The 21657-nt window shown below is 37.3% G+C and carries 13 protein-coding genes; 10 read left to right on the top strand and 3 right to left on the bottom strand.

From position 1 onward, the window contains the following. The first annotated feature begins 22 nt into the window (after positions 1-22). Entirely contained in the window at positions 23-766 is a 744-nt protein-coding gene (locus PQ479_RS06305; protein WP_047988524.1) for a glycerophosphodiester phosphodiesterase, read from the top strand. 382 nt (positions 767-1148) lie between these two features. Here PQ479_RS06305 and PQ479_RS06300 read toward each other — a convergent pair whose 3' ends face one another. From PQ479_RS06300 to PQ479_RS06290, 3 genes are all read right to left on the bottom strand, one after another. After that, positions 1149-3569, bottom strand: coding sequence for a glycogen/starch/alpha-glucan phosphorylase (locus PQ479_RS06300; RefSeq protein WP_047988525.1), 2421 nt, complete (start codon positions 3567-3569; stop codon positions 1149-1151). Beyond that, positions 3532-4998, bottom strand: coding sequence for a glycogen synthase (locus tag PQ479_RS06295; RefSeq protein WP_047988526.1), 1467 nt, complete (start codon positions 4996-4998; stop codon positions 3532-3534). The genes PQ479_RS06300 and PQ479_RS06295 overlap by 38 nt, the downstream gene beginning before the upstream one ends. Before the next feature lie 101 nt (positions 4999-5099). After that, on the bottom strand, positions 5100-6263 hold the full coding sequence (locus PQ479_RS06290) for a glucose-1-phosphate adenylyltransferase (RefSeq protein ID WP_047988527.1): 1164 nt from the start codon (positions 6261-6263) through the stop codon (positions 5100-5102). A gap of 286 nt (positions 6264-6549) precedes the next feature. Between PQ479_RS06290 and PQ479_RS06285 the strand changes: the two genes are divergently transcribed. The 9 genes from PQ479_RS06285 (at position 6550) to PQ479_RS06245 (ending at position 21595) form a co-directional block, all read left to right on the top strand. Further along, the gene (locus tag PQ479_RS06285; protein ID WP_047988528.1) at positions 6550-7020 is read left to right on the top strand and encodes a chemotaxis protein CheX; all 471 of its coding nucleotides are present in this window, start codon (positions 6550-6552) and stop codon (positions 7018-7020) included. 175 nt (positions 7021-7195) lie between these two features. Further along, positions 7196-8737, top strand: coding sequence for a bifunctional GNAT family N-acetyltransferase/carbon-nitrogen hydrolase family protein (locus PQ479_RS06280; protein ID WP_047988529.1), 1542 nt, complete (start codon positions 7196-7198; stop codon positions 8735-8737). Positions 8738-8914: 177 nt separating this feature from the next. After that, on the top strand, positions 8915-9343 hold the full coding sequence (locus PQ479_RS06275; RefSeq protein WP_047988530.1) for a FixH family protein: 429 nt from the start codon (positions 8915-8917) through the stop codon (positions 9341-9343). 219 nt (positions 9344-9562) lie between these two features. Beyond that, complete coding sequence (locus PQ479_RS06270) at positions 9563-11221, top strand: glycerol-3-phosphate dehydrogenase/oxidase (protein WP_047988531.1); 1659 nt, start codon at positions 9563-9565, stop codon at positions 11219-11221. A gap of 54 nt (positions 11222-11275) precedes the next feature. Then, positions 11276-13015 carry a phospho-sugar mutase gene (locus tag PQ479_RS06265; RefSeq protein ID WP_047988532.1) on the top strand — a complete coding sequence of 580 codons (1740 nt, stop codon included), beginning with the start codon at positions 11276-11278 and terminating at the stop codon, positions 13013-13015. Between the two features lie 159 nt (positions 13016-13174). Further along, positions 13175-14584, top strand: a complete 1410-nt coding sequence (locus PQ479_RS06260; RefSeq protein WP_047988533.1) for a SpoVR family protein — start codon at positions 13175-13177, stop codon at positions 14582-14584. Between the two features lie 370 nt (positions 14585-14954). Then, positions 14955-16703, top strand: coding sequence for an ABC transporter ATP-binding protein (locus PQ479_RS06255; protein WP_047988534.1), 1749 nt, complete (start codon positions 14955-14957; stop codon positions 16701-16703). 15 nt (positions 16704-16718) lie between these two features. After that, positions 16719-18533 (top strand): ABC transporter ATP-binding protein, encoded by a 1815-nt coding sequence (locus PQ479_RS06250; RefSeq protein ID WP_047988535.1) that lies wholly within the window; start codon positions 16719-16721, stop codon positions 18531-18533. A gap of 569 nt (positions 18534-19102) precedes the next feature. Then, the gene (locus tag PQ479_RS06245; protein ID WP_047988536.1) at positions 19103-21595 is read left to right on the top strand and encodes a coiled-coil domain-containing protein; all 2493 of its coding nucleotides are present in this window, start codon (positions 19103-19105) and stop codon (positions 21593-21595) included. Positions 21596-21657: the final 62 nt, after the last annotated feature.

The following is a 21657-nucleotide window of genomic DNA, read 5'->3' as shown; positions in this document are numbered from 1 at the left end:
GAAAAAAGAAGGAGTTGTCATCATGATTCATAATGAGATTTTTGCCCATCGAGGTTTTTCAAGTAAATATCCTGAGAATACAATGGTTGCTTTTCGTGCAGCAGCTGAGCTTGGTATTGAAGGGATCGAAATAGATGTTCAGTTAACAAGGGACGAAGAGTTAGTTATTATGCATGATTTAACTTTAGACCGGACAACGAGTGGTAGTGGCTTTGTTAGGCAGACATCTTCTATTGAAGTTACAGGTCTATCAGCAGGAGCGTGGTTTTCAGAGGAGTACAAAAATGAATTTGTTCCAACATTAAAGGAAGTTCTGGCGTGGATTAAGCCTTTATCATTAAAGTTAAACATTGAGATAAAAGGTTTTGTTGAGGATCGTGAGAAAACGATTAATCAAGTTATTCAACTAATTCGAGACTATCAATTAGAAGATAGAGTTATATTTTCATCCTTTGACCACCGTGGTATGAAAATCTTAAAGAATCGTGCCCCAGAAATTGAATCAGCTGTATTAGCGATGGCCGCTATTTTTGGACCGGAAAATTATGCGACATCTGTTGGTGTGGAAGCCTACCATTTCTATCATCCAACACTTTTAGAAGAGGAAGCTAAAGAATTAATTCGTTCAGAATTTCTTATCCGACCATTTACAGTAAACCGCGAAGAAGATATCCGTAAGTTCTTAAGTTGGGGAGTCGCTGGAATCTTTACTGACAAACCAGATGTAGCCCTTAAAATTAGAAAAGAGCTTGAGAATAATAACTAAGCCAACAAACATGAAAGTGATGCTTAGTTTTTAACAACTCAGCTCCAGGTGATTGTCGCGGAGCATGATTTTCGGTAGCGGTAAGTATAGCGCCGCATATGAGTATCAACTTTCATACAAAACACTCATGGCGAAGCGAATTCACTTCGCCACCGACAAAGATCAAAGTAGTGGCGACTTCTTAAACAGTTGGCTCGTTTACAACTCCATCACCATAAGGAGTCGCACGAACAAAAAAGGGAGCAGTGTCCTGTTAAGGTCATTTATCGCAAGATGAATGACCAGCTAACTGCAAGGCACAACCTAGCGCTCCTAAATCCACTTTCATACAAAAGCTAGGATAAGCACTAAAGCTTACCCTAGCTTTTTTGGTTATTGAGAACTATTGTGGGTGGATGTCCCAAATTTGATTAGCATATTCAGAAATGGTTCGATCGCTTGAGAATTTTCCGGAATGAGCCATATTAGTGATACTTTTTTTCAGCCAACTCTGCTGATTTCGGTAGGTTTGCTCCACATGTTGTTGGGCCTCTACGTAACTATCGAAATCCCTTAATACAAAATATTCATCATTGTTGTAGAGCAACGAGTAATAAATATTTTTAAATTCTACATCGTCAGGAGAGAAGAAAGTACCAAGCAGTTTATCCATCACTTCTCGTAATCGTTTATCACTATTATAAATATCTCGTGCTCGGTATTGGCCATTTTTTTGATAATCAAATACTTGGTCAGAGGTTAAGCCGAATGTAAAAATGTTTTTAGGGCCAACCATATCACTAATTTCTATATTCGCGCCATCAAGTGTCCCAATCGTTAAAGCACCATTCATCATCAATTTCATATTCCCTGTACCCGATGCCTCTTTACTTGCGGTTGAAATTTGCTCACTTAAATCGGCTGCGGGGATTATTTTTTCTGCTAAGGAAACCTTATAGTTCTCAAGAAAAACAACCTTCATTTTATCTTTTGTAGCGGGGTTATTATTAACCTTCTCCGCTGTTGCAGTTATAAGCTTTATAACTTGTTTAGCAAAATGATAGCCTGGTGCTGCCTTCGCTCCGAAGATAAAAGTACGAGGCACCATTTGATAATTAGGATTATCAACACAAAGTTGATACAAGTGTAAAATATGAAAGAGATTAAGCAACTGTCGTTTATAACCATGTAACCTTTTGATATGCACATCAAATATAGAGTTGGGGTTAATCGTGATTTGATAGTGCTCCTTAATATAAGCAGCTAATTTTTCTTTATTTGTATGTTTTACCTCAGCGATTTGTTTTTGGAAACTAGCATCATCTGCGTATTTGATTAATTGGATGAGTTCGCGTGGCTCTTGTATCCAGTTTTCACCGATAGCTCCCGTAATTTTATTCGCTAAATCTCGGTTAACATTGAGTAGCCAGCGCCTGTGTGTAATTCCGTTTGTTTTATTATTAAATCGTTCTGGGAAGACGGTGTAGAAGTTTTTCATCTCTCTATTTTTTAGAATGTCTGTATGAAGCTTAGCCACTCCATTGACAGAGTAGCTACCGACAATTGCCAAATGGGCCATATGAATTTGTTCATATGAAATAATCGCCATATCGGCAATCTTCTCTCGTAAATGAGGAAAGTCAAAATAAATAGACTGGCAAAAACGCTCATTAATTTCTTCAATGATCATATAAATGCGTGGTAATAACGATTTGACCATTTCGGTTGGCCATTTCTCTAGAGCTTCAACTAAAGTGGTGTGATTGGTGTAGGCGACTGTGCTCGTGGTGATCTCCCAAGCATCATCCCAACCAAACTTTTCCTCATCCATGAGGATCCGCATTAATTCAGGGATAATGAGACTAGGATGGGTATCGTTAATTTGTAGAGAGACTTTTTGTGGGAGTAATTGAAAGCTTTGATGTTTGCTTTTAAATCTTTTTAAAATGCTTTGTAAACCTGCTGAAACAAGGAAATATTGTTGTTTTAGACGTAAAAGCTTGCCTTCATAATAAGAATCATCTGGATAAAGAAATTCTGAGATTTGTTCGACGGAGCGTTTGTAATCTAGGTAGTGGTAATAATCATGTCCTTTAGGGGAGTGAAAGTGAAAGGAGTTAGGCATTGATTCTGCACTCCATAAACGTAACGTATTGACGGCGTCCGTTTCATAACCAACAATAGGTACATCATAAGGGACGGCTAAAACCCGTTCATAATTTTGGTGGTGAACCGTATACTGGTTGTCTTTTTTTTCAAGTGTTACATGACCGCCAAAATGAACTTCGACAGCCTTTTCCGAACGTTTTGTTTCCCACATATAGTCGTCGTTTAACCAATAATCAGGTAATTCTACCTGATAACCATCGACCATTTTTTGTTGGAATAGTCCGTATTTATAACGTATCCCGACACCATGGCCTGGTAAGTTAAGTGAGGCTAAAGAATCAAGGAAACATGCAGCAAGTCGACCTAATCCCCCATTTCCTAACCCGGCGTCATGTTCTTCCGTAAAGACTTGAGCGGGCTCAAAGCCAAGCTCTTTTAAGGCATTTTCACATACTTCTAATAACCCCATATTTAACAAATTACTTTCAATCAATCGCCCTAATAAGAATTCCATCGAGAAATAATACATTTGCTTTTCGTCTGTTTCCAGTTGGTTTGTTTGTGTTAATTGCCATTTCCTAAGAATGATGTCTTTTAATAATAAACTGACGGTTTGGTAAGCTTCTTTATTCGTTGCTTCTTCAACCCTAATCCCTAATGTTGTGGTTAGTTTATCGTTAAATAGGTCGATGAATTCTTGTTGGCTCAAGCTCATACGTTGGCACCCCTTCCACTCCTAGTAAATGATTATATAATTGTTGGTACTGAACGGCTGATTTACCCCAGTTAAAATTGGATTGATAGACGTTTTGTAAAAGTAAATTCCAGAGCGTTTTATTTCTAAATAAGGTAATAGCACGGTTAAGAGTAAACAAGAAGTCATTAGCATTATAATTCGTGAAGCTTAGTCCATTTCCCTCTAATGTATGTTCATTAAATGATAAGATTGTATCTTTGAGACCACCGGTTTCCCGAACGATGGGTACCGTTTCATAATGAATGGCAATCATTTGGCTAATCCCACATGGCTCAAATAACGAAGGCATAATAAGAAAGTCGGAGGCTGCATAGACTTGACGTGCTAAGTCTTCTGAAAAACCAATAATCGTACGAACTTTAGTAGGATATTTACTTTGTAACTTTAAAAAACGCTCTTCGAAAAGCTTCTCACCTGAGCCAACAATAATCAGTTGTACTTGATGGTGTTCTAAAAATAAATCAGCAACAGATAACAATAAATCAAGACCCTTACTTTGAACTAATCTCGATATGACAGCAAATAAAGGTAAATTCTTTGAAATGGATAGTTGGAGTTCGGTTTGAATCTTGTATTTATTTTGGCTTTTGATGGTAGCGTTTTGTTTATAAGGGTATGTGAGAGCTTGATCGGTTTGTGGATTGAATTCGTCGGTATTAATGCCATTTACAATGCCAGAAAGCTTAGACTGATATTGACGGAGGACAGGGGCGAGTCCATGTCCTCCTAATTCGGTTGTTATTTCTTCTGCATAAGTGGGGCTGACCGTTGTAATGTGGTCTGCGTGAAAAATAGCAGCCTTCATAAAATTAACGAGGTGGTTATGAGTAATACCAGGTAAGTGTTCACTTGAGAAATGAAGTAATTCATCAAACACTGAAAGTGGAAATTGACCTTGATATTGTAAATTATGAATCGTAAAAACCGTTTTTTTCACCTGTTTTGTCCCTTGAATTTTTACATAAGCAGGAATTAAACCTGTTTGCCAATCATGGCAATGGAGAATATCAATGGGGTGTCGCAGACTTTCCATTACTTCTAGAGCGGCATGTGTAAAAAAGGTGAAACGCTCCCCGTCATCATCATATCCATAAAGTCTGTCTCGACCAAAGTAATAATCATTTTCTATAAAATAAAAGGTAATCTGATCTTTTTTTAATTGATAAAGTCGGGTCACTTGCTTCCGCCAAGTTACATGGACATGGAAGCTTTTTTGAAACGTTAATTGCTTGTTATATTCAGCAGGCAGTGCTTGTGCTTTAGGTAGAATAACGGCTATTTGATTATGGGGACTAGCTAACTTTTGTGGAAGAGAACCAATCACATCGGCGAGACCACCAGTTTTAAAAAATGGAAAACACTCACTTGCTACAAAAACGATATTCATATTAAACCGTCCTTTTCTTTTTCTGTATCAACATATACTCGTTGGAATCCTATTGTTAAGCGGATATAGCTTAGTATGTGAAACAGCTTTAGCGTGTGTCATTAAGCATTACTAACACGTTTTTGTGAGATTAGTTGATGAATAAAGTCGTGATTAACCGTCAGGATACGTTCTGGTGTACCAGTGATTTTCATGTTGGCTGGTATGATTGTTTGCTCAGTAACGATGACATTTTCTAAGTGAACATTGGCACCGATAGAAGCACCTGGAAGAATAATTGCTTGATAGATAGTGGCTCTTGAGTCTATTCGAACATCCCGATAAATATACGATCTACGAATATAACCATTGGTTTGTGCATGGTTATCAATAAACGAATGTTGGATAGCGTGATGATCGTCAGGAATAAATGAAACTTGAGCAGGTTTGTTAGTCGTCAAGTTCCATGTCTTTGCATTCGGATTTTTTACAGTGTAATCGATGATATCCATATGGGCGTGCCAGTAGCTTTCAATCGTGCCAACATCCTTCCAATATCCTTTAAAAGGGAAAGTGAACAATCTTTTTTGAGCTGCCAACATTTTAGGAATAATATCTTTGCCAAAGTCATGATTTGATTGTGGATCGTTTGCGTCTGAAATGAGGAATTCTTTTAAGAGCGCCCATCTAAATACATAAACACCCATTGATGCCATATTACTTTTGGGATGTACTGGCTTTTCTTCAAATCCAATGATTTTCTGTTCACTAGTAGCTGTCATAACCCCAAAACGATGTGCCTCAATAAATGGCACATGAATGACGGAAATCGTGGCATCCGCTTGTTTTTTGAAATGAGCATCTAAAAGTAGCCTGTAATCCATTTGATAGATATGGTCTCCTGAGAGAACTAATAGGTGTGTAGGGTTCAAGTGTTCGATATAGGACATATTTTTATAAATGGCATCAGCCGTTCCTAAATAGGTTGAGTTATCATCATCATGTACATAAGAAGGGAGACTTGTTAATTGACCTTGATTTTGAGGGAAGTTCCATGCGGATCCATTCCCTAGATGTGCATGTAATTCTAGTGGTAAATATTGAGTTAAGACACCAATATGATTGATGCCTGAATGCATACAATTATTCAATGTATAATCGATAATTCGATAACCTCCACCGAAATGAACAGCAGGTTTAGCGGTTTTCTTTGTTAATACTCCTAGTCTTTTTCCTTCTCCACCTGCAAGAAGTAGAGCAAGACAATTCGTTTGATTGCTGGACATGAATAAACCCCCTTCTGAAAAAGCGAACTAAAAATAAATCTCAAATGATTTCAATGATGTCTATGTAATGGAAAACGTTTACTATTCCAAGAAAAAAAAAGAATATAAAAAAGTAGGTCATGGAGAACTTGTTTCTTTCGAATCAAAATTTATTGAATAGTACTTTATTTCTAGTCTAAAAGTGTTATAGTAGAACTATATATGTGGATTAGGGCTCGTTTTAACGTATGATTCTTTATTTTTTAGATAAAATGAACTATAGATAGGAATAGGGAGGAGGAAAAAGATGGAGGTAAAACATATTAATGCGATCTGTCAAGCGACGAAACAAATTATTTCTACGCATTTTGGTGTAGGTGTTGATATTCTAAGGCCTTCGGCTGGTAGAGGAAAGTTAACCTCTGAAGAGATTTCAGTGATATTAGGGATTAAAGGACAATTAAGAGGACAAATCATCTGTACATTCTCTACAGAAACAGCTCGTAGTATTATAAGTACGATGATGGGAGGTATGGTTGTCCAAGATATTGATGAGTTAGGATGGAGTGCTGTACAAGAGTTTGGAAACTGGGTCGCAGGAACAGCTGCAACGGAACTTTCAAAAGAAGGTTGTTTGATTGATGTCACGCCACCAATTATTAATGAAGGAGATTCTAAATACTATTCAGAATCACCTTTTATATCGATTCCACTTCACTCAGCACTTGGACATATTGGTGTACATATCAGTGTTCAAGAGGTAAGACAAGGCGCTTAAAAGCTTGGAGTTTCACTGGAGGGTTTGTTTCGTTGCCTCCAGGGGAACTTTTTTTTGTTTGGGAGCTTCTACTTTTTTGTAGTTGCGTAGAAAAAAAGTATTCAAATAGATTAAAAAAGGGTAAACTCATGATGGAGAATCTGAAAGTTGTTTTAGTAAGAAGGGGTGGATGGCAATGACTTCTGAAATCGATGTATCAAAATTCGAGAAGAAAATGATTATTCGACAAATCGAAGAAAAAGATTTTAAAGAGATTATTGAAATGCAAAAAATATGTTTCCCAAAAATGGAACCTTGGGAGATTGTTCATTTAGAGAGTCATGTCCATATATTTCCAGAAGGGCAAATATGTGTGGAATATGACGGTAAGATTATTGGCTCTTCGTCAAGCTTAATTATTAATTTTGATGAATATGATGACCAGCATACATGGGATGAAATTACCGATAATGGATACATTACGAATCACGATTCTGAGGGCTATAATTTATATGGAATTGAAGTTATGGTCCACCCAGATTATCGTCGAATGAAAATCGGGCGTAGGCTCTATGAGGCAAGAAAAGATATCGCACGTCAACTAAATTTAAAAAGTATTATCATTGGGGGGAGAATCCCTAATTATTATCAGCACTCTAAAGAAATGACACCAAGGGAATATGTAGAGCAAGTTACCATGCATAATATTTATGACCCAGTCTTAACTTTCCAAGTGTTAAATGGTTTTTCATTAAAGAGAATTAATCGAAATTACTTAGATGATGATAAAGCTTCATTAAAATACGCGACTTTAATGGAATGGAATAATATTGATTATCAACCAACGACACCAAAGCGCTCTTTTAAGACTTCGTTTCCGGTTCGGATTACAAGTATACAATATGAAATGAAAAAAATTGATTCCTTTGATGATTTCGCGATTCAGTGTGAATATTATACTGATGTTGCAGCAAGTTATAGCTCTGACTTTGTAGTCTTTCCGGAGATTTTTACCTTGCAGCTTTTATCTTTTTTACCAGAGAAAAGCCCAAGTTTGGCGATACGCCGATTAACGGAGTTTACGGAGGATTATATTGAATTATTCACGAATTTATCGGTGAAATATAATGTAAATATTATTGGAGGCTCTCACTTTGTAGAGGAAGAAGGGAAGATTTATAATATCGCCTATTTGTTTAGGCGTGATGGAACGATTGAAAAGCAGTATAAGCTACACATAACACCAAATGAGCGAAAGTTCTGGGGTATTACTGGTGGTGATGAAGTGAAAGTGTTTGATACGGATTGTGGGAAGATTGCTATTCAAATATGTTATGACATTGAATTCCCTGAGCTTGGTCGTATTGCTGTAGATAAAGGAGCTAATATCATATTCACTCCTTTCTGTACGGATGATCGTCAAGGTTACTTACGAGTACGCTATTGCTCTCAAGCAAGAGCGATTGAAAATCAAGTCTATACGGTATTGTCGGGGACAGTTGGTAATTTACCAGATGTGGAGAATATGGACATCCAATATGCACAATCAGGTATTTTTAGTCCTTCAGATTTTACATTTGCCAGAGATGGTATAGTCGGTGAATGTAACCCAAATATCGAAACAGTCGTTGTGGGAGATGTTGATTTGGAGATTTTGCGTCGCCATCGCCGAGCAGGTAGTGTGAACCAATTACGTGATCGTAGACATGACATTTATGAGATTTCATACAAACAGTAAGGTTCATATTTGATGATATAAAAAAGACTATTTCCGTTAGCCGAAGTGCTTAACCGGAATGGTTTTTTTTTTTGAATTGGTCGGGCTTTAAGGGTTTTTCTCTTTGAGCAAGCGTGGGTAAATGTTTACTCGTACTAGACATTGGCAACAATGTTAGGTGGAAGGAGTGACATTTAGATGCAAGTCGAGAAGGTACAAAGATTACCTATTCCTATTCAGATCGGTCTTGTACTTGTTTTTGTTTTGATTGGAGGGGCTATTTATTCAACTAGTCAACTATTCATATCAAAAGAGGAGGCAACGAATTGGCATGTTGAGCTTATACATCGTGATCAGTTGGCTATTGGTATGACAGAGCATTTGCAAGTGCTTGTACAAGATAAAAGCGGGATGCCATTAACTGATAAGAATGTTGAAGTAATCATGATAGAAAATAGTCAATCTTATCAAAAAGAGTATGTGCTACATCATGTTGAAGGTGGCTTATATGCAACCGACATCATGATTCCTTTTTCAGGAAGTTGGGAAATTAATGCCGTCATCGAAGACTCTCAAATGTATAGGACAGAAAATTGGTTGGTGCACGTGTATACGTATCATCAATAAAAAGCCGTTTCAGTGAGTTCTTCTCCTTGAAACGGTTATTTTTATATTTTTTACAAAGTGGAAGGCATTTCATGATAAAAATAAAAGGAATATCCTTCACGATTATTTTACTTTACATTCAGATGAAATTCATTTTTTTTATACATAAAGTAAGGTACAATAAGTGGTATATGACAACAAGTGAAGAACATCATGTACGATTATGGAAGGGGTAAAAAAATGCGTGTTTCTTTTTCTAGTGCCAATCGACAAACATGGATGGCGGAATTAAAAAATCATACGGTTGATTTATTAGTGGTTGGTGGAGGGTTAAGTGGTGCAGGAATTGCATTAGACGCCTCATTACGTGGATTAGAAACGATTCTTTTAGAAAGAAAAGATTTTGCTGATGGAGCATCTGGACGTTCTAGTAAACTATTTCATGGAGGCATGAGTTATTTCCATGATTTTGATATGAAAAAGTATCAGGTATTGACAAGAGAACGTTCAATATTAAGAGAAAATGCACCACATGTTACAAAAAAAAAGAAAATGCTTATACCTTTATATAAAGAAAGTCTAGTTGATCGTTTGAAAGCTTCAGTTCACTTGAAGCTCTTTGACCATGTCGGGGAAGTCAAAAAGACGGAGCGAGTAGAACTGTTATCAAAAAAGCAAACGTTAAAACTTGAGCCGATGTTACATCATGAGCGCTTAAAAGGAAGTGGCTCTTATATAGAATATCAAATCAATGATGCAAGGTTAACGATTGAAGTTCTTAAAGAAGCCATTAATCGTGGAGCAAAGGCCCTTAATTACATGCAGGTAGAATCTTTCTTATATGAAGAAGGTAAAGCGTGCGGCGTAATTGCGGTTGATCAACTAAGTGGCGAAGCTATAAAAATCAACGCTAAAAAAATTGTTAATGCCACCGGTGCATGGACAAACCAATTAAGGGAGCAAGACCGAACACCTATTGAAAACGGTATACATTATCAGAAAGGTTCACATATTGTGATCAGGAGAAATAAACTGCCTTTGCAAACCGGTATTTTTTATCGGAAGAAGGAGGGGAATAAAGCGATTTTTGCAATCCCACAGGAGAATGAAGTCTATATTGGTATGGCTGAATCCGAGTGGAGTGATGAACGGGGGGCGATTACTTGTACAAACGAAGAGTCTCAGTTCATTTTAGATGAATTGCAGCAGCTTTTGCCAGGAATTTCGATAGGTCAAGAAGATGTTATTTCTAGCTGGAGTGGTGTTGCTCCTTATATGATGCAAACAAAAAAATCGAAAACGGTCGATGTCTATCAAGATATCCATATTTCAGAATCGGGAGTTATTTCTGTTTTGTTGGATACCTTAACTGGATACCGCTTATTAGCAGAACAAGTCGTCGATCATTTGTGTCAGGACTTGGGTATTCATGTACGCTCTGTTACTGAATCCATTACATTAACGGGTGGTTATGTAGGTGGAGCTGATATGTATGGTTCTTTTAAAAAGCAAAAGGTCGAAGAAGGTAAGCAGTTAGGCTTAAGTGAGAAAAAGGCATCCATGTTAGTTGATTTATATGGCTCTAATATTGGTAACATTTATGCTAAAATTAAAACGAAAAGCCGTTTTGCACAAAAGTGGGGGCTACCACCGGAATTGTACGCTCAACTAAGGTATAGTATGGAAGAGGAAATGGTCATGAACCCTAGGGATTTCTTTATTCGACGTACAGGGGCAATATATTTTGATTACGAAAATGTTCGTCAGTATTATGAACAGATTTTTATTTATTTTGCCGAACATTGCCATTGGACAACTGAACAATTACAGCAATATTTAGATGAGTTTCGTCAACGATTAGATCTAAGTTCATCATCTGATGAAATCAGTCATGTATGATTACCTAAACATGCTATAATAAGAAAGACCTAGATGTGAGTTGGAGGAGATTAAATGGATTGGAAAAATGAATATAAAAAATGGCACTTACATAGTGAATTTGATGCAGAGTTAAAGGAACAGTTGGAACCATTAAAAATAAGGGAGGAATTATTAGAAGATTGTTTTTATAAGGATTTAGAATTTGGCACGGGTGGTATGCGAGGAGAAATTGGACCCGGCCCAAATCGGATGAATACATATACAGTTAGGAAGGCTGCAGAAGGGTTAGCACTCTATATTAAATCTAAAGGAATTGATGCAGTAAAACGAGGTGTGGTCATTGCATATGACTGTCGCCATAAATCACCTGAGTTTGCGATGCAAGCGGCTCTTACATTGGGGAATCATGGTATTACCACTTATGTATTTCGTGATTTAAGGCCGACACCGGAGTTATCGTTTGCCGTTAGATATTTGAATACATATTCAGGTATTGTAATCACAGCAAGTCATAATCCTCCAGAATATAATGGCTTTAAGGTGTATGGTCCAGATGGTGGACAGTTGCCCCCTGGTCCTGCAGATGAACTCGTTTCCTATGTGCAATCGGTTAAAAATGAGTTAAAAATTGAGGTTGGTGATGAGCGACAGTTAAAAGCAGAACGACTCATACAAATTATCTCTGAAGAAATTGATGAGGCCTATAACGATAAGTTAAAAACAGTAGTTGTGAACCCTTCCTTAGTAAAAGAATACGGCGACAAGGTACAAATTGTCTTTACGCCACTTCACGGCACTGCTAATATCCCGGTTCGTCGAATCTTAGAAGATAGTGGATTTTCCCATGTACAAGTTGTTGCTGAACAGGAGTTACCAGATCCCAACTTTTCAACGGTTTCTTCACCAAACCCTGAAGAACATGCTGCCTTTGAGCTGGCCATTCAATATGGAGAAAGAAGTGAAGCTGACTTATTAATAGGTACAGACCCAGATGCAGACCGTGTCGGTTTTGCTGTGAAAAATAATGACGGTGATTTTGTAGTTTTGACAGGCAACCAAACAGGTGCGTTAATGCTTGATTATTTATTGTCTCAAAAAGCAGCTACAGGGGAATTACCCGAAAATGGAATTGTGATGAAAACCATTGTTACCTCTGAAATTGGGCGTGCCATTGCGGAGGCTTATGAATTAACTGCCGAAGATACATTGACCGGCTTTAAATTTATCGGTGAAAAAATAGCCGAATTCGAACAGACAGGTGAGCATACATTCTTGTTCGGATATGAAGAAAGTTACGGTTATTTAATTGGAGACTTTGTTCGTGATAAGGATGCTGTTCAAGCTTGTCTAATAGGAGCCGAATTAGCTGCCTATTATAAATCAAAAGGCAAAACGATATATGAAGGACTACTAGACGTATACCAGAAATACGGCTTCTATCTAGAAGATCTTCATTCTCTTACACTCAAAGGGAAAAGTGGCATTGAAAAGATAAATCAAATTTTGGCTTCTTTCCGTGAATTCCCTCCTCAAGAAGTGTCAGGAAGTGCGGTCTCGAGCATTGAAGATTATCAATTGAGTGAGGCGAGAAGCGTCGAGTCAAATGAACGCCAAGACATTGCTTTACCAAAATCTAATGTTTTGAAATATAAATTAGCTGACGGTTCATGGTTCTGTATTCGCCCATCAGGAACAGAACCAAAGGTGAAATTTTACTTTGGTGTTCGAAAAGAGAGCTTACCAGAAGCACAGTCCCATTTACAGCAACTAAAAACAGCTGTAATGGACATTGTTACTCAGAAAATGGCATAAGTAGCTAGATAGTATGTAGAAATGACAAGTGCGGGGTTGGACCCTGTGCTTGTTTTTTTACGCACAATATGACTACGATACCCGCTTCGTCTATTTCTTTCTTTCATCTTTTCGACACCTTGAACATAGATTGTAAAAAGCGGATGGAGGAGGGTCTTCATGAAAGTGGATGATTGGAAAGAGTTAGAATATGCCATCGCGGAAATAACAGAAATTGCTTCTGGGTTTGGTCTCGATTTTTATGAAATGCGTTATGAAATATGTCCAGCAGAAATCATTTATACATTTGGAGCGTACGGCATGCCGACGAGGTATTCACACTGGAGCTTTGGTAAACAATTCTATAAAATGAAACTTCAATATGATTTAGGTTTGAGTAAGATTTATGAACTTGTCATTAACTCGGATCCTTGTTATGCCTTTTTATTAGATAGTAATACATTAATCCAAAACAAGTTAATCGTCGCACACGTTTTGGCACATTGCGACTTCTTTAAAAATAATGTGAGGTTTTCTAATACGAGAAGAGACATGGTCGAATCGATGGCTGCAACAGCTGACCGAATTGCCCACTATGAACATATTCATGGAAAAAAGGAAGTAGAGGATTTTCTCGATGCTGTCCTGGCCATTCAGGAACATATTGACCCGAGTTTATTAAGGCCAAAGCTTGACTGGAGCAAAGATGAGTTGGAGGTGCCGCTCACTCGGAAACGTGGCGAATTTGATGACCTGTGGGATTTGGATAAAAAAGCTCAACAAGCACCAAATACCAAGTCAAAAAAGAAGTTTCCTCCGCAGCCTGAAAAGGATCTTTTATTATTTATTGAACAATATAGTCGAGAACTTGAGCCATGGCAAAGAGATATACTGACGATGATGCGAGAGGAAATGCTCTATTTTTGGCCACAATTAGAAACAAAAATCATGAATGAAGGCTGGGCCTCCTTTTGGCATTCACGTATTTTGAGAGAAATGGATTTAACGAGTGATGAAACGATAGAATTTGCTAAACTTAATGCAGGAGTTGTGCAACCTTCTAAAACATCTATTAACCCTTATTATCTCGGATTAAAAATATTTGAGGATATAGAAGAACGTTATAATAATCCGACGAAAGAAATGATCGAGAGGCAAGGGGCTACAAAAGGTAGTGGACGTGAAAAGATGTATGAAGTTAGGGAGATAGAGTCGGATATTTCCTTTATTCGTAATTACTTAACGAAGGACTTGATCATGCGTGAGGATATGTATTTGTTCCAAAAGCAAGGAAGCGACTATAAAGTTATAGATAAGGAGTGGGAGCAAGTTCGTGATACTCTGGCGAATTCACGAGTAAATGGTGGTTTTCCTTATTTGACAGTGACGGACGGAGATTATTTAAAAAGTGGGGAATTATATGTAACGCACTCATTTGAAGACAAGGAGCTAGATGTTTCTTATTTAGAAAAAGTATTACCTTATATTTATCAGCTTTGGGGCAGACCTGTCCATTTACAAACGATGATTAATGAAAAAGATATTGTCTTTATTTATGATGGAAAAAAAACACATCGAAAATACTTATAAAGACATTTTCTCCGTTATTAAAATGATGTGTAAGGAACTGAAAGAGTGTGACAGTTGCAAGGTTGGTCTCTTTTACGCACTCCATAATGTCATATTAAAAGAATGATTCTAAATGAGACGGCATATCATTGGATGTGTCGTTATTTTATGTGGTAAAATTTGTACGAGTTGAAATCAGAAAATTTACAAAAAAAGATTGACTATTAGTAGCAAAAACGAGTATGATTATTCTTGCTATTCATATTTATTTCGAGTTACTAAATTCTTTATAAAGGTGGGGGAGACCAAAAAAGAATCTGTGAATCTTCAAATATGGAAGCTAGAATAATGATAATATGATTACAATGTAAGATTTGAAGGCGGTGGAGAGATGATTACTTTTAAACGTCTGAAGGAGTTTTATTTGCCTTATAAGAAATACTTCTTCTGGTCGTTAATTTCTTTGTTAGGTGTTACCGGTATGACGGTTGTGTATCCAATTATATTGCAGATAGCCATTGATTCCGTGCGGGCGGGAGAATACGACATCATTCCAATATTAGTTTTAGCTTTATTAGTTGCCACATTAATTAAAAGTGTTACAGCATTTATTAACCAATACTATGGAGATTTATTCGGAATATCCTCCGTTTACCAACTTCGTAAAGCTTTATATAAAAAGCTACAATTCCTTCCATTCAAGTATTATGATAATGCCAAAACAGGGGATTTAATGTCACGATTAACAGCAGATGTTGAAGGCTTTCGCTTTTTCCTATCATTTGGATTCGCACAACTTGTGAACTTAATTTTATTAATGGTATTTAGTTTTTCAGTTATGTTTTTTTACTCTGTACCATTGACGTTGATGACGATTGTTACATTACCTTTTTTATGTGTAGCCGTCTATATGTTTGATAAACGAGTTCATCCGCGATTCCGTGGGATTCGTGTTTCACTTGCAGCATTAAATACAAAGGTTCAAGAGAATGTAAGTGGAGTGCAAACGGTAAAAGCATTGTCGCAGGAAGATGAAGAGTCAAAACGATTTGACTCAAAAAATGAAGATTATCGCATGAAACATATTGATATTGCGAAAGTGTGGGGTAAATATTTTCCACTTATGGAGACAATCGGGAATATGTCTTCTGTTATTTTAATTGGTTTTGGGGGATATCTAGCTATTTCGGGAGGTATGTCACCAGGTGAGTTTGTTGCCTTTTTTAGTTTAATCGGTTTTATTATTGGTCCGATTATGCAGCTAGGATTCATTATGAATACTTTCTCTCAGTCCAAAGCCTCTGGGGAGCGTTTGCTGGAAATCTTAGACGCTGAGGAACGTGTTGACGAACAACGTTTTGACAAAGAAAAAGTCCGTTTACTTGGTGAAGTACAATATGAACATGTTGATTTAGCCTATAATTCTGAGTCCTCCACAGCCTTGAAAGATATTTCCTTCCATGCTCAAAAAGGTCAGACGATAGGATTGGTCGGTGCTACAGGTTCAGGAAAATCAAGTGTTATTCAGTTATTAACCCGTTTTTACCAAAAAACAGATGGAGAGATCTATCTTGATGGTAAACCGATTGAGGAATATTCAATGAAACAAATTCGTAGCAATATTGGGGTAGTTTTACAAGAAACCTTCTTGTTTTCCTCGACGATTAAGGATAATATTTCTTATGGTGTTGCGAATGCATCAATGGAGGAGATTATTGCTGCTGCTAAACGAGCAGATGCCCATGAGTTTATCTCCGAACTGCCAGAAGGGTATGATACCGTGTTAGGAGAGCGTGGGCTCGGTTTATCAGGTGGGCAAAAGCAAAGGATTGCGATTGCAAGAGCGATCCTTATGGATCCTGCGATTTTAATCATGGATGATGCAACAAGTGCCGTTGATATGCAAACGGAAGTGAAAATTCAAAAAGCATTTAGAGAGGTAATGGAAGGAAGAACAACCTTTATTATCGCTCACCGAATTTCTTCAGTTAAACATGCCGATCAAATTCTTGTTTTGGATCAAGGTGAAGTGGTTGAACGTGGTACTCACGAGCAATTACTACAAAATGAATCAGGTATGTATCGTCGCATTTACGATATTCAGAATCAAGATCAACAATATGTGCTTCAACAGGCTTAAGGGAGTGTTAGTTAAATGAGTGAACGTGCTGTAAAGGGGAAAAATGCACGGTTTCATTATACAGTCGAAAATATCATTGAGAAGCCATTTAACTGGAAGCAAATGACAAGACTTTTACAATATATGAAACCTTATGCAAAATCGATTTTACCTAAGACAATCGTCATGATGTTAATCGCAACTGCCATTCGTTTAGCGATTCCATTTATCGTCGGATATATGGTCATTGAGCATGCGATTATTCCAGAGGATTTTACGATGCTAAGCTATTTAGCGATAGCAGCTTTTGCTTTATATGTCTTATCTTACTTTGCGAATATGTTCCGAATCCGTTGGATGAATGAACTTGGGCAGCATATCATCTTTGATATTCGAGAATCGCTATTTAAACATATTCAAAAGTTATCACATCGTTTTTTTGACCAGCGTTCCGCTGGATCGATTCTTGTCCGAGTCATTAATGATGTAAATTCATTGCAAGATTTATTTACTAATGGGGTCATCAATTTAATTATGGATATCGTTATGCTACTAGGGATTGTTTTCATCTTGTTCTATTTAAGCCCTGAGTTAGCGATTTTTGTATTAATTGTTGTTCCTATCATGTTTTTTATCTCTACAAAGCTACGTAGAAAAATTCGTCGTGCATGGCAATTTGTACGTGTGAGACAATCTATTTTAAACTCGCACTTAAATGAAAGTATCCAAGGTATTCGTGTCACACAAGCCTATGCTCAAGAAAAAGAAAATATGGAGTTCTTTGAGAATGTGAACCATGAAAACTTTAAAAGCTGGAGAAATGCGACAAAACAAAATGCTCTGTTCCGTCCATTCGTTGAAATGGCTAGTGTCATTGGAGCAATTGTATTAATTTGGTACGGTTCCACATTAATTCAAGGTGGTTTAGAGGTCGGGGTATTCGTATCTTTTGCTTTTTACTTAGGAATGTTCTGGGAGCCTATTTCACGGTTAGGTCAAGTTTATAACCAGCTTTTAGTGGGGATGGCTTCTTCTGAAAGAATCTTCGAATTTTTAGATGAGAAACCATCTGTTCCGGAAAAGGAAAATGCTTTATCCATTGGCGATGTGAAAGGTGAAATGGTCTTTGAAAATGTAGAGTTTTCTTATGATGATAAGCGTAAAGCTTTAAAAGGAGTAAACTTACATTTTAATGCAGGGGATACAATTGCTTTAGTAGGTCATACAGGGTCAGGTAAGTCAACGATTGTTAACCTTATGAGTCGATTCTATGACCCGACTGCGGGTCGAGTATTACTAGATGGCAAAGATTTACGTGACCTGAAATTACATGAGCTAAGAACCAATGTAAGTTATGTTCTTCAGGATACATTTATTTTTGCGGGCACGATCTTAGACAACATCCGTTTCGGAAAACCTGGTGCAACCGACGAAGAAGTCAAAGCTGCTGCTAAAGCTATTGGGGCACATACTTTTATTGAACGGTTGGATAAAGGTTATGATACGGAAGTAGAAGAAAAAGGTAGCGTTCTATCGGTGGGGGAAAGACAGCTATTATCATTTGCTCGTGCTCTCCTAGCAGACCCGAAAATACTAATTCTAGATGAAGCGACAGCAAGTATAGATACAGAAACGGAGCTGAAGATTCAAGAAGGTCTTAAGAAGCTTCTTCATAATCGAACTGCCGTGATGATTGCCCACCGCTTATCAACAATTCGTGATTCGGATAAAATTATTGTTTTAGATCATGGTAATATGATGGAGCAAGGGACTCATAATGAACTGATGGATGCGAAAGGTATCTATTATAATCTTGTGAAATCACAATATTCCGCGATACACGCTGATTAAATGAATGTAGAGAAAGGTTACCTCTAGTCGAAGAGACTTAGGTGACCTTTTTCAATTAGCTCAGCGCCAGCCTGTAGGAAAAGCGAGGAAGTAACAACATAAGCCACTAACAGATATGAAAATGTGGTTTTGATTTATTGGTGGCTCTTCATTCATTTATTTATTTATTTATTTATTTTGTATGAGAAGTTCACTAACCATGAAGCCTGCACCAACCCAAGCGGAGGGAATAGGGTGGCCGACTCCTGCAGGAATAGCCTGAGCCTTGAGACCCCGCAAGCGAAGCGCGGAGGCTCAAGCAAGGCCTGCGTAAAAGCGTGCCCCCCATTCCCGGAGTGATCATCGAAGATGTGCATATCATCTTTAGTACACTTTCATACAAACACAATGAAGAATCATCCTTTCAATTTTGTTGAAAGCAGAGGAATAGGCGTTTGAAACGAAACTTTTGTTTGATTAATTCGTAAAAGATATAATGAAGATTATATAGGTAGTTCGTATGAATTCACTTAAGTAAAAAATGATTCTATATTATAATGAATGTGAGAAGGAAATAGGGGGGCGTAGGGATGAAACGTATCGTTTCACTTTTTAGTTTAGCTATTGTAGTCATATTATTTTTAGCTCCTATGTATGCTAAAGCAGATGTGACCATGTTTGATGAAGTTTCATTTTTTACAAATGCAGAACAAGAACAAATCGAGAATGAATATGCAGATACACGATTTGATTACTTAATCATGTCTGTTCATGAGATGGAATTGAACACGATTGAAGCTGAGGCAGAGCGTTTGTTTGAAGAAGGGCAAGCAGATGTTCTTTTACTTTTAAATGCAGAATATGAGGCACAGTTACAAGTAGGTGTAGGAACTGACGCCGAGGTAGCTATTACCGAGGGCTTTGGGACAAATGCACTTCAAAACTTATTAGAAACAACTTTTCTAACATCAGCTATGGATGACCAAATGCAAGAGGGTGTAGAGCTCTTAATTACGGAGGTTGAAGAAAGAGCTGTGCTTTATTTTGATGAGCAGACAGAGTCAACTTCACCAGCTCCGGAAATTATTCCTCCAACAGACTCTAGTGAAAACAATTCTTCTTCCGTTTCGGGATTCGATTTGTTCATTTCACTTATTTTGGTTAGTATTTTTGTTGTTGCTGTTGTTCTATTCTTCAAAAGTCGTCGTAAAAAGAAAATGGAAATCTTCAAAAAAGAAATCATTGATTGGCAAAACCGGATATTATCTCGAGTATTGAAACCTTATAATCAAACGAGTGATCGCCTTCGATTGGCAAAAGGTGAAACAGAAAAAGTGTTAAAAGATTTGTCTGATCAACTTTTTGCTATTTTGACACAAGCGAAAGAGCGTGAGCATGCTATTAATAAGATTAATATGAAAAAGTGGGAGCCATTTATGAAGGCAATGAAACCACTTGAAGAAGTATCTGAAGCAGATGAGTATCAGCTCGAGAAATTAATTGTAGAAGTCAACCAGTTATTTCAAGAAGAAATGAACATGACAGAACGAATTAAAGAACATGTGACGGTACAAGAACAAACGATAGAAGTTTTTAAAAGTACGCAAAAGAAATATGATGAACATTTTCCTTCTTTAGAAAATGACCTTAAGAACTTGTTAAAATCAGGTGAAAAAGCAAGTCAGCTAGAGAAAGACTTTGACTTTATTGGTGCTGCAAGGTTATTAAATCTATCAGTAGAAGAGAATACTCAGTTTAAAAATAACTTAGAGTTACTTGATAAATTCATGGAGGAAAGCCAGCATTTAGATAAGGAAATGAGGCAAAGAAAAGATCGGTTATTGGGCAAAATGAACAAAGAAAAATTAATAGGAATTTCACAAGATATTGATACTTTTTTTGAATCAGCTAGCCAGGCCTTTCAACAACTTAAGGATAGTATTAAACTGGGAAATGTTAAAAAAGCTGCAGATACCCATAAAAAGATGTTAGATGTTTTAACCGAGTCGGAACAGTTTGTTCAAGACCTTATTAAAAAAAGGGATGATTCTAAAAGAATAGTAAGTAAAGTTGAAGCGGATATAAAAAATGATTCAGATTTGGAGTCTAAATATCAATTAGAGTTAACCCGTTTACAATCGGATTTCCTTGAAAATCATTGGTCCGATATTCCGAGCCTTTATCAGAGCATACAACGTGAAGTAGCTGAATTAAAAGCCGATTTGCCTAATGTCCACTATTTATTACAAGTGGAGGTTCAGGATTATAACCAAGCTTTTGAGTTAGCTTTAAGGATACAGAAACATGTGATTGACTTACAAAGTAAGTACAATGATTGCTTTAAACGCTATGAGTCGCTTCAATATACTCATAAAAAGCTGCAATTTAGAATAAACCAGTTAGAAAGTGATGTATCAAGATTATCCGCTCTGATTAATAAAGAAGGGCTTTCCGTTTATATAGAAGAGCTACATTCCCTAGGAGATGAGATTCGATTTAGGACGAAGGAGTCCCGTCAAACTCCAATAGACCTAGAGCGAATTCAAAGTAGTATAGAAGAATTGGAGCGGAAGTTTAAAGAGCTCGAAAAATATGTCCAGCATACGATTAGGCAAAAACGTGATGTAGAAAGAGAATGGCAGGAAAAAGAACGAGCTTACTCTCAGGCACAGCATAGGTATGGAAGAGGGATATCAACACGGTCTTATGACAGTCAATATCAAGGTATACGTTCAGACGTACAGGGGCTTATTTCTAATGGGGACTATGAACAAGCTCGAGGAAAGATTTCTCAGCTTTCTTCCATGACGAGAAATATGAAAAGAGATTATGACCAGCACCGACTACATCAACGTAATCGCAATCAATCAACTAGAAATGCTGCCTCTTTTATAGTAGGTACCCAAGTTGGGAAATCAATGAGTGATCGGAATCGTAATCATCGTTTTCCTAGTAATTCTGGCTCAAGAGGCGCAAGTGGGGGCTTCGGTTCGCGTAACTCTGGGTCGAGAGGAGCTGGAGGAAGCTTTGGTGGCTCCAGAGGTGGATCTCGTGGAGCAGGTGGTAGTTTCAAAAAGCGCTAAGCGTTAATATGAAGAAAGAGTTGGTCAAATTTGACCAACTCTTTTTTCTCTTTATCATTATG

Origin of the sequence: Alkalihalobacillus pseudalcaliphilus, assembly GCF_028610675.1 — a bacterium.
Classification (GTDB): Bacteria; Bacillota; Bacilli; order Bacillales; family Bacillaceae_D; genus Alkalihalobacillus; species Alkalihalobacillus pseudalcaliphilus.
This window is presented reverse-complemented; position numbering and strand designations above follow the sequence as displayed.

What these genes read in the sequence shown, in the direction of transcription:
- PQ479_RS06260 (WP_047988533.1), top strand. Translation starts at nt 13,175, where the DNA reads ATGAAAGTGGATGATTGGAAAGAGTTAGAATATGCCATCGCGGAAATA.
- PQ479_RS06250 (WP_047988535.1), top strand. Translation starts at nt 16,719, where the DNA reads ATGAGTGAACGTGCTGTAAAGGGGAAAAATGCACGGTTTCATTATACA.
- PQ479_RS06300 (WP_047988525.1), bottom strand. Translation starts at nt 3,569, where the DNA reads ATGAGCTTGAGCCAACAAGAATTCATCGACCTATTTAACGATAAACTA.
- PQ479_RS06255 (WP_047988534.1), top strand. Translation starts at nt 14,955, where the DNA reads ATGATTACTTTTAAACGTCTGAAGGAGTTTTATTTGCCTTATAAGAAA.
- PQ479_RS06270 (WP_047988531.1), top strand. Translation starts at nt 9,563, where the DNA reads ATGCGTGTTTCTTTTTCTAGTGCCAATCGACAAACATGGATGGCGGAA.
- PQ479_RS06305 (WP_047988524.1), top strand. Translation starts at nt 23, where the DNA reads ATGATTCATAATGAGATTTTTGCCCATCGAGGTTTTTCAAGTAAATAT.
- PQ479_RS06280 (WP_047988529.1), top strand. Translation starts at nt 7,196, where the DNA reads ATGACTTCTGAAATCGATGTATCAAAATTCGAGAAGAAAATGATTATT.
- PQ479_RS06275 (WP_047988530.1), top strand. Translation starts at nt 8,915, where the DNA reads ATGCAAGTCGAGAAGGTACAAAGATTACCTATTCCTATTCAGATCGGT.
- PQ479_RS06265 (WP_047988532.1), top strand. Translation starts at nt 11,276, where the DNA reads ATGGATTGGAAAAATGAATATAAAAAATGGCACTTACATAGTGAATTT.
- PQ479_RS06290 (WP_047988527.1), bottom strand. Translation starts at nt 6,263, where the DNA reads ATGTCCAGCAATCAAACGAATTGTCTTGCTCTACTTCTTGCAGGTGGA.
- PQ479_RS06295 (WP_047988526.1), bottom strand. Translation starts at nt 4,998, where the DNA reads ATGAATATCGTTTTTGTAGCAAGTGAGTGTTTTCCATTTTTTAAAACT.
- PQ479_RS06285 (WP_047988528.1), top strand. Translation starts at nt 6,550, where the DNA reads ATGGAGGTAAAACATATTAATGCGATCTGTCAAGCGACGAAACAAATT.
- PQ479_RS06245 (WP_047988536.1), top strand. Translation starts at nt 19,103, where the DNA reads ATGAAACGTATCGTTTCACTTTTTAGTTTAGCTATTGTAGTCATATTA.